At 62.1% G+C, this 12616-nt stretch carries 14 protein-coding genes and 1 tRNA gene; 7 read left to right on the top strand and 8 right to left on the bottom strand.

What is annotated here, in order from left to right; all coding sequences use genetic code 11:
• Positions 1-20 precede the first annotated feature (20 nt).
• Positions 21-263 (top strand): type II toxin-antitoxin system Phd/YefM family antitoxin, encoded by a 243-nt coding sequence (locus tag GLL_RS03300; RefSeq protein WP_011140635.1) that lies wholly within the window; start codon positions 21-23, stop codon positions 261-263.
• Positions 260-676, top strand: coding sequence for a type II toxin-antitoxin system VapC family toxin (locus GLL_RS03295; RefSeq protein ID WP_011140634.1), 417 nt, complete (start codon positions 260-262; stop codon positions 674-676). The genes GLL_RS03300 and GLL_RS03295 overlap by 4 nt, the downstream gene beginning before the upstream one ends.
• A gap of 20 nt (positions 677-696) precedes the next feature.
• On the opposite strand, the gene GLL_RS03290 is transcribed toward GLL_RS03295, so the two are convergent.
• From GLL_RS03290 to GLL_RS03275, 4 genes are read right to left on the bottom strand one after another with little or no spacing between them, the layout of a single operon-like run.
• Positions 697-1035 (bottom strand): type II toxin-antitoxin system PemK/MazF family toxin, encoded by a 339-nt coding sequence (locus GLL_RS03290; RefSeq protein ID WP_164928563.1) that lies wholly within the window; start codon positions 1033-1035, stop codon positions 697-699.
• Positions 1032-1283, bottom strand: coding sequence for a hypothetical protein (locus tag GLL_RS03285; protein ID WP_011140632.1), 252 nt, complete (start codon positions 1281-1283; stop codon positions 1032-1034). The genes GLL_RS03290 and GLL_RS03285 overlap by 4 nt, the downstream gene beginning before the upstream one ends.
• Before the next feature lie 52 nt (positions 1284-1335).
• Positions 1336-3573, bottom strand: a complete 2238-nt coding sequence (locus GLL_RS03280) for an SF1B family DNA helicase RecD2 (RefSeq protein WP_011140631.1) — start codon at positions 3571-3573, stop codon at positions 1336-1338.
• 34 nt (positions 3574-3607) lie between these two features.
• Positions 3608-4027, bottom strand: coding sequence for a secondary thiamine-phosphate synthase enzyme YjbQ (locus GLL_RS03275; protein WP_011140630.1), 420 nt, complete (start codon positions 4025-4027; stop codon positions 3608-3610).
• 120 nt (positions 4028-4147) lie between these two features.
• Here GLL_RS03275 and GLL_RS03270 point away from each other — a divergent pair, with 120 nt between their 5' ends.
• Positions 4148-4930, top strand: coding sequence for a TerC family protein (locus GLL_RS03270; RefSeq protein WP_011140629.1), 783 nt, complete (start codon positions 4148-4150; stop codon positions 4928-4930).
• A 6-nt stretch (positions 4931-4936) separates the two neighbouring features.
• On the opposite strand, the gene GLL_RS03265 is transcribed toward GLL_RS03270, so the two are convergent.
• Complete coding sequence (locus GLL_RS03265) at positions 4937-5593, bottom strand: PDZ domain-containing protein (RefSeq protein ID WP_164928562.1); 657 nt, start codon at positions 5591-5593, stop codon at positions 4937-4939.
• A 645-nt stretch (positions 5594-6238) separates the two neighbouring features.
• Here GLL_RS03265 and GLL_RS03260 point away from each other — a divergent pair.
• Entirely contained in the window at positions 6239-8299 is a 2061-nt protein-coding gene (locus GLL_RS03260; protein ID WP_011140627.1) for a prolyl oligopeptidase family serine peptidase, read from the top strand.
• Positions 8300-8330: 31 nt separating this feature from the next.
• Here GLL_RS03260 and GLL_RS03255 read toward each other — a convergent pair whose 3' ends face one another.
• The 3 genes from GLL_RS03255 to GLL_RS03245 all read right to left on the bottom strand — a co-directional run bounded on the left by GLL_RS03255 (position 8331) and on the right by GLL_RS03245 (position 9547).
• A complete protein-coding gene (locus GLL_RS03255; protein WP_231848360.1) occupies positions 8331-8798 on the bottom strand; it encodes a hypothetical protein in 468 nt (155 codons plus the stop codon).
• Between the two features lie 224 nt (positions 8799-9022).
• A complete protein-coding gene (locus GLL_RS03250) occupies positions 9023-9322 on the bottom strand; it encodes a hypothetical protein (RefSeq protein WP_164928561.1) in 300 nt (99 codons plus the stop codon).
• Between the two features lie 140 nt (positions 9323-9462).
• Positions 9463-9547: transfer RNA gene (locus GLL_RS03245), tRNA-Ser, on the bottom strand.
• 145 nt (positions 9548-9692) lie between these two features.
• Between GLL_RS03245 and GLL_RS03240 the strand changes: the two genes are divergently transcribed.
• The 3 genes from GLL_RS03240 to GLL_RS03230 are packed head-to-tail and all read left to right on the top strand — an operon-like array spanning position 9693 to position 12610.
• On the top strand, positions 9693-10892 hold the full coding sequence (locus GLL_RS03240; protein ID WP_164928560.1) for a hypothetical protein: 1200 nt from the start codon (positions 9693-9695) through the stop codon (positions 10890-10892).
• A gap of 4 nt (positions 10893-10896) precedes the next feature.
• Positions 10897-11292, top strand: a complete 396-nt coding sequence (locus tag GLL_RS03235; RefSeq protein WP_011140623.1) for a hypothetical protein — start codon at positions 10897-10899, stop codon at positions 11290-11292.
• 43 nt (positions 11293-11335) lie between these two features.
• Positions 11336-12610, top strand: coding sequence for a peptidoglycan-binding domain-containing protein (locus GLL_RS03230; protein ID WP_011140622.1), 1275 nt, complete (start codon positions 11336-11338; stop codon positions 12608-12610).
• Positions 12611-12616: the final 6 nt, after the last annotated feature.

Here is a 12616-nt window from a genome sequence, read left to right as displayed (position 1 = left end):
ACTGGTTGAACTTTCTTACCATGATCTTCACCGTCGGTGCTTTCGAAGCCAAAACCCATTTTGCCAACCTGCTTGAGCGTGTCGCTCGGGGTGAGCAAATCGTCATCACCCGCCATGGAACGCCAGTGGCTCGACTCGTGCCGATTTCCGGCAACGACCGCGAGCGGGCGAAGCAGACGATCACCCGGTTGAAAGAATTCAGCCGGGGGCAAACTCTTGAAGGGCTTTCCATCCGTGCCTTGCGGGAAGAGGGACGGCAGTGAGCACTTTTGTGCTCGATGTTTCTGTAGCGCTTGCCTGGTGTTTCCACGACGAAGCGACCAGTGCCTCCTGGGCAGTGCTGGATCGCCTGGAAACCGAGGAGGCTGCGGTGCCGTCGCTGTGGCACCTGGAGACTGGGAACATCCTGGCGCTTGCAGAGCGCAAACGCCGGATCACCGCCGCACGCCTTGCCGAATTCGTGGCTTTGATCGATACCCTCGCCATCACAGTCGATGAACAAACGCCTTACCGGGTGCTGTCGGACATTCTTGCTCTCGCCCGCAACGAGCGGCTAACCACCTACGATGCTGCTTACCTGGAACTGGCCATGCGCCTGGGGGTGCCGCTCGCAACCAAAGATGCCGAACTCCGGCAGACCGCCGCGAAGCTCGGCGTGGAGCTGCTGGGTGTATGAAAACGGCGACTCACAGACAGTCAGAGCGACAGCAAAATCCGTAGCCGATCCTCCACGGCCAAAAGCGTTTCGTTGCGGACAGCGCCCCATTTTTCCGTCAACCGCTGCGTGCTGATCGAGCGGACATCCTCACACTTGATAAAGCTGCGCACCGTCACTCCGCCTTCCGGAGGCTCAAGACCCACGTGAAACGGGATGCCTTTGTCGCGGCTGGTGATGGGCAGTACGACCACCAGCTGCGCCGGTCCCCGGTTAAGTGGATCGGCAGAAACCACCAGGCAGGGACGACGCCCTGCCTGCTCACGTCCCCGGGTGGGATCAAGATCGGCCAGCCACACTTCGCCGCGCCCCGGCTTCAATGCTCCTCCCCAAGATCGTCTGCCAGGGCATGGTCCCAAATTTCACGCTCTGCAAGCTCCGCCTGCCACGCCTCCGGGTCGTCGCGCAAAGCGGCAAATGCCCGGTTGGCCTCCTCCAAAAATTGCCCGCGCCGGTACTCCTCGACGGCACGGTCGAGAACCGTCTGCATCGATTCGCCCGAGCGGGCTGCCAGTTCCTTCAATGTCCGGTGCGCTGAGGCGCTGATTCTGACCGTCGGTCCCTGCATAATCCACTAAGCTGTGCACAGTTTAGTATACAGCCGTCCTGGCTGCGGGCTGCTACTCGTCTGCCTGCAAAGGCGAGAGCCTTTCGGACAACCGCGTGTAGCGCTGCATGGCCTTCACTTCGCGCACGGCGATGGCAATGGCCTTGCGGGTACCCACCAGCACCGCCAGTTTGCGTGCCCGGGTCAGACCGGTATAGAGCAGGTTGCGGCTGAGCATCGGAAAGTGCTGGGTGTGCACCGGGATAATCGCCACCGGATACTCGCTGCCCTGGCTGCGGTGGATGCTGATCGCGTAGGCAAGCGACAGTTCGTTCAAATCGGCGAAGTCGTAGCCCATGGTGCGCTCGAAAAATTGCACCTGAAGCTTTTGGTTCTCAAAGTCAATCCCCGCGATCGTGCCCAGATCGCCGTTGAAGACCCCCAGGTCGTAATTGTTGCGCAGCTGAATCACCCGGTCGCCCACTCGAAATAGTCGCCTGCCGCGATCGAGCTCGCCGCCGTCGGGAGGCAGGGGGTTGAGGGCTTCCTGCAGGACGGTGTTGAGGTGGTTGGAGCCCACCAGTCCCCGGTTCATCGGGCAGAGCACCTGGGCATCGGCCAGGGAGCGAAATCCCCGCCGGGGCAACTCTTGCACGACGAATTCGCGAACGCGCTCGACCACCTGCGCAGGCTCGTGGGCTTCGATAAACAGGCAGTCGGACCCTTCGCCCGCCAGATCCGGCATCTGGCCCGAGTTGATGCGGTGGGCGTTGGTGATGATGCGGCTCGCGGCGGCCTGGCGAAAGACCTGGGTGAGCCGGGCGGTGGGGATGGCCGGTGAGCGCACCAGATCGGCCAGCACGTTGCCGGGGCCGACGCTGGGCAACTGGTCCTGGTCGCCCACCAGCAGCACCTGCGCCCCCGCAGGGATGGCCTTGAGCAGGTTGTAGGCGAGCACCACGTCGATCATCGAAGCTTCGTCGATCACAAACGCTTGGGCGTCGAGGGGATTTTCGGCACAGCGCTTGAAGCCCATCGTGCTCGGATCGAATTCGAGCAACCGATGAATGGTTTTCGCTTCCTGGCCGCTCACCTCCGCCAGGCGCTGGGCGGCCCGGCCGGTGGGAGAAGCGAGCAGGACCTTTTTGCCCATCGCCTTCCACAGAGCGGCGACCGCCCGGGTGGTGAGCGTTTTGCCCGTTCCCGGCCCGCCGGTAAGGACGGTCACCGGTTCGCGGGCGGCCAGCATAACCGCCTGGCGCTGCTCGGCAGAAAGTTGCAGGCCGTGGTGGTGGGTGTATCTTTCGAGCCACGCCTCGACGCGGCCGGTGTCCACCGGGGCAGGGGGGCGCTCGCACAGCCGCCGCGCCAGGCCCACCTCGCACTGCCACAGCGACGGCTGGAAGCAGACCACGGGCGCCTCCGCCCCGCCTGACGGCCGCTCCGCTTTGATCTGCCCTTCGCGCACCAACGCGCGGGCCATCTCAACCAGGCGCGGCCGGACCGATTCGGCCACTTCCTCCAGGCGCAGCAGTGCCACGGCCTGATCGAGCATCTCCTCCAGCGGCAAGTAGCAGTGCCCCTCCTCGGTGGCGGTGATGAGCGCGTAGAGGATCCCGGCTTTGAGACGCTCGTCGCTGTCGGGGGCCACCCCAAGGTTCTGAGCGATCTGATCGGCGGTGCGAAAGCCGATGCCCCAGATGTCCTGGGCCAGCTGGTAGGGGTTGGTGCGCACCCGCTCGATCGCCTCGTCGCCGTAAGTCTTGAAAATTTTGACGGCGTGGGTGGTGTTCACCTGGTGCGACTGCAAAAAGAGCATCACTTCTTTGATCGCCTTTTGCTCCTGCCAGGCCGCCTGAATGAGCCGGATGCGGTGGGCACCCACCCCCGGCACCTCGGCGAGCCGGCTGCAGTCGCTTTCGATAATTTCGAGAGACGCCAGGCCGAAGTGAGCAACGATGCGCCGGGCGGTCACCGGCCCCACGCCCTTGATCAGGCCCGATCCGAGATATTTTTCGAGGCCGCCAATGGTGGCGGGGCGGGTCTCCTCGTGGCGATGGGCCAGAAACTGGGGACCGTACTGGGGATGATCTTTCCAGCAACCCCAAAATTGCATCGTCTGGCCCGGCTGCAGCTGAGCAAAATTGCCCACCACCGTCGCCAGATCCGCCAGTCCGCGCACCGCTACCCGGGCGATCGTGTAGCCGTTCTGGGGGTTGTGAAAGGTGACGCGCTCGACGACACCCTGGAGCATCTCGTCGCGCTCCCCGCCTGCCAGCCCTTCGATCGATCGCTGCATCGCCAGTCCCATGCCCCCAATTTTAACCGCTTGAGGACATCCGGCCTTAATTTCCGGCGATGTGCACCACGACCTCGCGCAGTTGGCGGTGGCGGCGGTGCTCCCAGATATAGATGCCCTGCCAGGTGCCCAGTACCAGTCGGCCGTCGCTCACCGGAATGTTCTCGCTGGTGTGGGTGAGGGCGGTGCGAATATGGGCGGGCATATCGTCCGGCCCCTCGGCGTTGTGGCGGTAGGACCGGGCGTCCTCCGGCACGAGCTTGGCCAAAAAGCTCTCCAGATCGGCCAGTACATCGGGATCGGCGTTCTCCTGGATAAGCAGGCTGGCGGAAGTGTGGCGCAAAAACAAGGTGCATAAGCCCATCTGTACACCGGATTGATTCACCACTTCGCCCACTGCCCCGGTGATAGGGTAGAGAGACTGGCCTCGGGTCTGCAGCTTGAGTATCTGCTGGTGGTGCATCATGGCGCGGCGCTATGCTCGGAATATCTGTTGAAGTGTGATGTCTCGGACCTGCAATAGCGCAGATAATTGACATAGCACATTGTAATTCGCGTCATCTTCTGGAGGCTTAGGGTACTGCTGATGTGGGAATTCCTCTACGACCACCTGGGCTTTGATCTCGGAGTTGAGCCTTGGGATTTTGCCATTATCTTTGCCCTGGTTTTCGTGGAAGGTGCTCTCAGTGCGGACAACGCCGCGGTGCTCGCCGCCCTCACCCGCACCCTGCCCACCGACGAAGAACGCCGTCGCTCGCTGCGCTACGGGATCATCGGCGCCTTTGTCTTTCGTTTTTTTGCAGTACTGTTCGCAGCCTGGCTGATCGACAACTGGCCGCTCAAGTTGGCTGGTGCCCTGTATTTGATTTATCTGGCGGTCAGCCACTTTCTCAAAGGCAAAGACGAAGACGAGGACGTGGTGGCCGAGGAGAAAAAGCTTCTGAGCAATCCGCTCTTTCGAGCGACGCTCGGGCGTCTGTCGCCCTTCTGGCGGGTGATCGTGCTGGTGGAACTGACCGACATCGCCTTTTCGGTCGATTCGATCACCGCAGCGGTGGCCTTCAGCGACAAAGCCTGGGTGGTAATCGTCGGCGGCATTCTGGGTATTGTCACGATGCGCTTTGTGGCGGAATTGTTCATCAAGCTCATCGACCGCTACGTGCGTCTGGAGACGGCGGCCTTTCTGGCGGTGGGCTTTATCGGCTTCAAGATGATGACCGAGGTAGTGGCAAACCAGCTGCTTCCCAAGCTCCACTTCGAGACGCCGGAGTGGGTAGTGCTCGGCGTCGTGGCGGCCATCTTCGCCTGGGGTTTTACAAAAAAAAATGTTGAAAGCGACGTCGAAGAAGAAGCGTCGCTGCGCTCGTAGGACGCATCAGCAGCCCGGGATGAACCGCAGGCGAGTGATGCTGTAATCGGTCACCAGGCGGTTACGGCGAATGCCAACCAAGACGGCAACGCCCTCTTCGCCGCGCAGCAGACCCTGGAGCGCACCGTCCGCAGCTTTGCCCGCGGGTTTGCCGTCCACAGAGACGATCACATCCCCACTGCGCAAAGCGGCCTCGGAGGCTGGGGAGTTGGGAAATACCGTCTGGATCATCGGTTCGCCCTTTTTGGAGGCACCCAGGGTGACGCCGATGCCCACTACTGAGCGCGGCGGCACCGTAATCTCTTCGCGCGTCAGCACCGCGTCGAAGTCGCTCTCGCCGCGGCGGACCGTCAGGTTGACCGAACTGCCCATTTCACCACGGATGCGAGCAGCCGCTTCGCCTTTGAGTTTGGCGACCGGCACACCGTCGACGGCGACGACGCGGTCCCCGGCCTGCAGACCGGAGCGGGCGGCAGGGCTATTTTCTATGGCACGCAGTACCGACATCGAGCCTGCCGGATCGAAGCCCATCTCCAGACCGACACCCGAAAAGCGCTGGGGCTCCCGCTGGGGGCAGGTGGGGGTCTGTGCCCCACCGGAAGTGGCACTGCTCAGGCCGAGCGCCACGGTGACAACCCACAAACCGATGCTGGAAAAGCGCACAGACACCCCCTGGAAGCGAGACGGCCGCAAAGCGAAAAAACTGGAAGCCACCCAAATTGTAAAGGGTAATTTCCTGCGGATTGCATGAATCTTTCGGAGCGGCATGCCCAACGGTCGCTGGGTTGGGCTGTCGCCCCTGCAAACCGTCCGGCGCCGACTTGCTTACGCGAACCCTGCCTGCACGAGTTCGAGAGCATGGCGAAGTAGACCCGGCGGCCGCCGACATACATGCCGTCCGCAAGGTGCAGGGCGTAGTCCTGTGTAGGGTCTACGGCCAAAAATTCGCTAAGCGCGAACACTTTGAAGGCACTACCGCAAAAGGTGCTAAGTCGTCTGGAGCGGAAGGTGCGGCCTTTGCCGCCGCCCAGGGGACGGCAAAGGCCGCGGCGGTGGCGGCTCCTGCAAACAGGCCGCGGCGGGTGCAGGTCATCGCATTTTCCTGCGGGTGGGGCAGGGTAGCCGTGGAAATGAACCATACCGTATAGACTATCCAAATGTCTTTGTTCTACACACCAATCCCTCTACACAAGGCCAAGTTCAATCCCCTAATGCTGTCGGTCGGCCCGGTGCTGCTCAATAGCGTACTGGCTTGGCTGACCAGCAAGTTACGATCGGCTGGCCGTCTCTAGCATTCAGGACTTTGCTGTGACTTCACCGTTTACCTACCCGCCATCGCGCCGCGACGATCAAGTGGACGACTACCACGGCACGCCGGTGGCCGATCCGTACCGCTGGCTGGAGGATGCCGAATCTCCCGGGACCAAAGCCTGGGTGGAAGCGCAAAACCAGGTGACGTTCGGCTTTCTGGAGACGATCCCTGAGCGCGAAGCGATCCGGGAACGGCTCACCCACATCTGGAATTACGAGCGCTACGGCACCCCTTTTCGGGAGGGAGGACGCTACTTTCTGTTCAAAAACACCGGTCTGCAAAACCAGAGCGTACTCTACACCGTGCCGGATCTTGAAGGCGAGTTGCGGTTGCTGCTCGATCCGAATGCGCTATCTGCAGACGGCACGGTGGCGCTTTCCGGTCTAGCGGTAAGCGACGACGGCAAGTATCTGGCCTATGGCACCTCCGCCTCCGGCTCCGACTGGCAGCAGTGGCGGGTGCTGGATATCGAGACGGGCGAGGATCTGCCGGATATGGTGCAGTGGGTCAAGTTTTCCGGTGCTTCCTGGCTTAAGGACGGCAAGGGCTTTTTCTACAGCCGCTACGACGAGCCGAACGCCGCCGGCCAGTTTCAGGATGTCAATTACTTTCAAAAGCTTTACTTCCACCGCCTGGGCACTCCGCAGGATCAAGACGTACTGGTCTACGAACGCAAAGATCAAAAAGAGTGGGGCTTCGGCGGCGAGGTGAGCGAGGACGGACGCTACCTCGTCATCAGCGTCAGCCAGGGCACCGACCCCAAAAACAGGGTGTTCTACAAAGATCTGGCCGACCCGGCTTCGGCGGTGGTCGAACTGTTGCCCGAGGCCGACGCCGCCTACGAATTTATCGACAACGACGGCCCGTTATTTTGGTTCACCACCGACAAGGACGCGCCGCGCGGACGGGTGGTGGCCATCGACATCACCCAACCTCTACACCTAAACGAGTTGATCCCCGAAAGCGAAGACACGCTGCAAGGGGTCAGCATTCTCGACAACAAATTTTTCGCCAATTATCTCAAAGACGCCCATACCCAGGTGCGCATCTACGACCTGCAAGGGCAGTACGTGGGAGAAGTCGAATTGCTGGGCATCGGCAGCGCCGGGGGCTTCGGCGGCAAGCGCACGGACACCGAGACGTTTTATGCCTTTACCAGCTTCACCACCCCCACCACCATCTACCGCTACGACATCCCCACTGCCAAAAGCACCGTGCTCTTCCAGCCTAAAGTCGACTTCGACCCCACCGCCTACACCACCGAGCAGGTCTTCTTCAACAGCAAGGACGGCACCCGCATCCCGATGTTCATCACCTATAAAAAAGGCACCCCCCGCAACGCCCTCAACCCTACCTACCTCTATGGCTACGGCGGTTTCAACGTTTCTATTACCCCCACTTTTTCACCCAGCAACCTGCTGTGGTTGGAAATGGGCGGCCTCTACGCCGTCCCCAACCTGCGCGGCGGCGGCGAGTACGGCGAGGATTGGCATCAGGCGGGCACCAGGCTCAACAAGCAAAACGTCTTCGATGACTTTCTCGCCGCGGCCGAATACCTGATCGCCAATAAATACACCTCGCCGGAGAAATTGGCGATCGGCGGCGGCAGCAACGGTGGTTTGCTGGTGGGAGCTGCCATGACCCAGCGCCCGGAGTTGTTTGCTGCTGCGCTGCCCGCGGTCGGGGTGATGGACATGCTGCGCTTTGAGCAGTTCACGATTGGCTGGGCGTGGGTGTCCGATTACGGCTCTTCGCAAGACCCCGAGCAGTTCCAGGCGTTGTATGCCTACTCGCCTTTGCACAACTTGAAGGCAGGGACACGCTACCCGGCGACGCTGGTGACGACGGCGGACACCGACGACCGGGTGGTGCCGGGACACAGTTACAAGTTCACAGCGGCGCTACAGGCGGCGCAGGCGGGCGAAGGACCGGTGTTGATCCGCATCGAGACGAAGGCGGGCCACGGAGCGGGCAAGCCGACCACCAAGCTGATCGAAGAAGCGGCGGACCGCTGGGCGTTTCTGGTGGCCAACCTCCGCATGCAACTGAAGTTTTGACGGCGGGCGCCGCGATGCTGCGATCGCCCTTTTACCCGTTGTTGCCGCGCTGCTCCAAAATATTGAGGATGCGGCGATTTTCCAGTTGCAGCCCGCGCACGTCCGTCCGCAGATCGTGGATCTCCACCTGCATCGCGTCGAAGCGTTGAAACGTAGCGAAGGCGATACGGGAAACCTGGTTCACAGACTCCGACACTGTGTTTACACGCTCGGTGAGAATATTCAGCCGCTCGCTGCCGGCGGCCTGGTTAGCTTCAAGTCGGTCTATGGCAGCGGCATTGGCGGCAATTGACGTTTGTATTGCACCCATAACCGAGTCGTGCCTGGCAACCGACTCCTCCAGGCGCTCCAGGACCGAGTCGTGCCTGGCAACCGACTCCTCCAGGCGGGAAAGAGCGATGGCATTGGCGGCAATCTGTTCGCTGGTGGCCGCGACGATAGCCTCGATGCGATCCAACCTACTGGAGTATTCGGGTGGTTGGCCGTTGTTGGTGGTCATGTCGATGGCAGGGCGGTTTCCTACATGCATATCACTTGGACAGACTGAACACCACGCGCGGGATGCTCTTTGTTTTTTGCGCAGGTGTGCGGCGGTTGGTCCCCAGCAAACCCTGTCCATAAATAACGGTGTTCTCGCTTGAGTGCAGAGGTTGGGATTCGAATCTACGCGGGCTCTCGCCTCTTCGATTTTCAAGACCGGCAAGAATGTCTATCAGGAGAAATTTACCCATTTCCCCCGCGCTGCTGCAGGATATCGAGGATGCGGCGATTCTCCAGCTGTAGGCCGCGAACGTCCGACTGGATCGACTGGATAATTGGCACCAACACGCGGATCGACTCCGCCAGGGTATCGACCCGTTCGGCGATGATGTTGACCCGTTCGCTCATCGCCGCCTGATTGGCTTCGAGGCGGGCGATCGCTGTCGAGTTAGCGGTGATCTGCTCACTGTTGGCCGCGACGAGCACCTCGATGCGATCGAGCCTGGCAGAGACGTCCGGGGGTAGTCCGTTGTTGGTGGTCATGTCGATGGCAGGACGGTTTCCTACATGCATATCACTTGGACAGACTGAACACCACGCGGAAGATCCTCTCTGTTGGTCCGCAGTCCGCCGGTCGTTCCCCAGAAAACCCTGCCGACAAATGACGGAGGCTGTCAATTGAGCGGAGAGGGTGGGATTCGAACCCACGGAGGCTTGCGCCTCTTCGGTTTTCAAGACCGACGCAATAGACCGCTCTACCACCTCTCCAGCAACCCCAGTCTACCATCCGGCCCGCTTACTCCCTCCAGAGCCGGTGTCCGGCACCCTACAGATCCCACAAACGACATCTCCCACTTGTGGGAATTATGCCGTTTTGATATGCTGCCTCCAGCACAGCGTTGGAGGAGCGCCGATGAGCATCTCACATTTGCAGGTTCTTGCCGACCTGCGTCACCGCAGCGACCCGGACGCTGCAGAACGGTTGAGTCTGGGTAAGGCTCTGCTGGCGATTAAGGCGCAGCGGATTTACCAGCGACTCGGATTTGCGCGCTTCGAAAGTTTTCTCGATTCGCGGGAATGTCCATTCGGGCACACCGTTTGCCGCCACGCCATGCGCCTGGCGGAACGGACGGATTTGCACGGCGCACTCGAGCTGGGGGTCGGGCGGCTTACCGAGCTGATGCGGCTGCAGCCGGAGGCGACAACCTGCCTGCTCACCCAGGGCATCCCCGCAGGACGCCTCGAAGCCGTCTCGGTGCGGGTGTTGCGCCGCTATATCTTGCAGATGCAGGGGCGTTCGGCGGCGCGGATCTCCGTGCCGGTGGGCGATGAATCCACGGTGTGTCCGCAGCAGGTGATCGAGCGCTGCGACGGCCAGGCCCGCGAGGTGTTGTTGAATTTATTGCTCGAGCAGCAGTTCGGCCAGGATCTTGCCCGGGTGCAAGTGCTGCTGCAAGGCAGAGCCACTCCCGTCCAGAGCGGTGCGCCTTTGGAAGCTTTCTGGCCCGATACCCGGCGGGGGGTACCCCAGCGGTGGGTAGCGCTCACTGCCCACCTTGAAGGGCTGGAGCGCGCCCTTGGGGGCAACCCGGCGAAGGCGGCGGCACTGCTGCAGCGGCTGCGCCAGCCCATCGAGGCATGGGAACGGGCCGTGTTCTACCTGGATTTGTGCCGGCGCGACGCCGGCCGCCGCGACTATTACGTCCAGATCCACTCCGCCTGCGCCGCGGTGGAGAAGATCCTGGCCGGGCGCGACTGGCACTTCAACACCGATCAAGGCTACCTGAACGCCCAGTTGGCCCGGGGCCGCCAGTCGCGTCCTGTCCGCCTCAAGCCCTTCTGGCGCCGGCTATTTAACGAAGTTGCTCCGCCCCAGGAATTTCAGGACTTTTTGGGCCAACTGGCCTGCGAGGTCCAAGCAGGCGAGTGGTGTATCCGGTGCGACGACTCGTACCAGGCAGACTTCACCCTTGGATGCCTGCGCCAGCGCACAGCCAAACTCTTCTGGCAGATTGCCGCCGCTCACCTTGATGTGGAGCGCCTGCGGGTTCTCTGGCAGGAGGGCGGTCGTCCCCGCGAGCAGGTGGTGCATCTGCAGCTGAGCGCGGCCTGAAACCATGGACACCCTGAATGTTCAAATCCCGGAACACCTGGCCCAGCGCTTGCTTGCCGCCAGCCGACAGAGCGAGTGCACCCCGCAGGAGTACGTCCTGGCGGCCCTCGATTGGTGCCTTACCCAACAGCTCGATCCCATCGATCCCGAAGCGGTGGAGCCTGGGGCATTGCCGGAGGAAGCCCGGCCTGTCCGGCTTGGCGATGTGCGCGATTTGCTGCTTGCTGAACAAATGAACCAGGGCGCTTACCTGGCCGCCCGCCTCGATGGGCTGGAACTTGCGATCAGAAGCCTGCTCAATCTGGAATTACAAACCGACAAGCGTGGCTCGGAGACGCTCTTTCAGGCCATCCACCAGGCTCTGAGCGAGGAGTTGGCCCAGCGGGGCTACAGCTTCTAAAGCCTTTTAGCCACCATCTATCCTTCGACACGGAGTATCGGCTATGGACCTATCCCGCGATCTCGCTTTGCGCGCCGTCGCCCTGGGCAACGCACCACCGGAGCGGGCCGAGCGCGCCCAGACGGGCTGGGACGAGCTGAGGGATGCAGAGGAGACACAAGGAACCTTTGTCCGCAACCGCGAGGCGGTGCGCTCTCTGCAGCGCCAGCTGGTTTTTTTGGGCTACACCACTGGCGCGGGGCCGTCCTCGGGAGCGACCATCGACGGGCGTTTCGGCCCCGGCACCGAGCGGGCGGTACACACCTTCCAGCGCGAGCACGGCCTGGCGGTCGGAAATTTCGACCGCAAGACCGCTCAATCGCTGGTACAGGCAGTCGCAGAGCGCGCGACTCAGCTGCCTGCCACCACCCTTGCTCAGCACACCGCTATTCTTGACGGCAATCTCGATCGGCGCACCCATTTGGGAATCGACCACCGGTCCCACCTGGAGGCGGCGGCCCAGGGCGACGGCAAAGAGCCTGTGATCCCCGCGAAATTTCTCTACGCACTGGTGCAGCAGGAAAGCACCGGCGGCACCTTCAGCCGCCCGCGGTGGGAGGGGAGTTTTGCCGGGTCGCTTGGGGCGATGCAGCGCGAGTTGCAAGGGCACAGACCCACCCTCGACAACCTCGACCCCGAGCGCAACCAGGTACAAATCGACGAGCTGTTCGAACGCGCCGGGGCCAGTTCCCGTCGCCTGCCGGGGGTGCTTGCCCGGATGGCCGGAGATAAGCCCGACAGCCGCGCCAAACTCGAAGCGATGCGCACCTTCGCGGCTTTCGAATCTGGCCAATTGCGCGAGTTGTCCACCACCTTCGGCTATGGCCAGATTGCCGGCTTTCAGACCCTCGATCGCCACTGGCAGCAGCAAGCGGGCCGGAGCGGCCCACAGCTGCTGCAGGCGTTGCAATCGCCGGACCCGAAGGTGCAACTCGATACCCTCGCAAGTTTCGTCCGCCACGGCGAGGATGCCCGGGGCCGCCACGGCGGGCTGCTGACCGCCATGCAATCGGGCAACTGCGAGCAGATGGCTGCTTCCCACAACGGTGCTGCCTGGCGAACCTACAATCCCGGGTACGCCCTCAACCTGAACCGCTTCGCCCGCGAGTACGAGCAATCGGAGCAAGATCGCTTACCGGGCGCCGCCGTTGGTCTGTCCACACAAGACCCGTTTGCCGAAGCGCGCAAGTCTGCCTACGCGCGCTCCCGCTTGCAGCTTTTCGACACACCCGCACCCCGCATACCTCTATCGGTCGAACCCCCTACTCCATCGCTGTGAGGCCGT

Origin of the sequence: Gloeobacter violaceus PCC 7421, from assembly GCF_000011385.1 — a bacterium.
GTDB lineage: Bacteria > Cyanobacteriota > Cyanobacteriia > Gloeobacterales > Gloeobacteraceae > Gloeobacter > Gloeobacter violaceus.
Note: the sequence above shows the minus strand (reverse complement) of the source record. Positions and strands in the feature narration are given on the sequence as shown.

Excerpts from the sequence above, each read along its gene's own strand:
- GLL_RS03255 (WP_231848360.1), bottom strand. The coding sequence starts at position 8,798 with ATGACCACCAACAACGGCCAACCACCCGAATACTCCAGTAGGTTGGAT.
- GLL_RS03285 (WP_011140632.1), bottom strand. The coding sequence starts at position 1,283 with ATGCAGGGACCGACGGTCAGAATCAGCGCCTCAGCGCACCGGACATTG.
- GLL_RS03280 (WP_011140631.1), bottom strand. The coding sequence starts at position 3,573 with ATGGGACTGGCGATGCAGCGATCGATCGAAGGGCTGGCAGGCGGGGAG.
- GLL_RS03270 (WP_011140629.1), top strand. The coding sequence starts at position 4,148 with ATGTGGGAATTCCTCTACGACCACCTGGGCTTTGATCTCGGAGTTGAG.
- GLL_RS03235 (WP_011140623.1), top strand. The coding sequence starts at position 10,897 with ATGGACACCCTGAATGTTCAAATCCCGGAACACCTGGCCCAGCGCTTG.
- GLL_RS03300 (WP_011140635.1), top strand. The coding sequence starts at position 21 with ATGATCTTCACCGTCGGTGCTTTCGAAGCCAAAACCCATTTTGCCAAC.
- GLL_RS03275 (WP_011140630.1), bottom strand. The coding sequence starts at position 4,027 with ATGATGCACCACCAGCAGATACTCAAGCTGCAGACCCGAGGCCAGTCT.
- GLL_RS03250 (WP_164928561.1), bottom strand. The coding sequence starts at position 9,322 with ATGACCACCAACAACGGACTACCCCCGGACGTCTCTGCCAGGCTCGAT.
- GLL_RS03240 (WP_164928560.1), top strand. The coding sequence starts at position 9,693 with ATGAGCATCTCACATTTGCAGGTTCTTGCCGACCTGCGTCACCGCAGC.
- GLL_RS03230 (WP_011140622.1), top strand. The coding sequence starts at position 11,336 with ATGGACCTATCCCGCGATCTCGCTTTGCGCGCCGTCGCCCTGGGCAAC.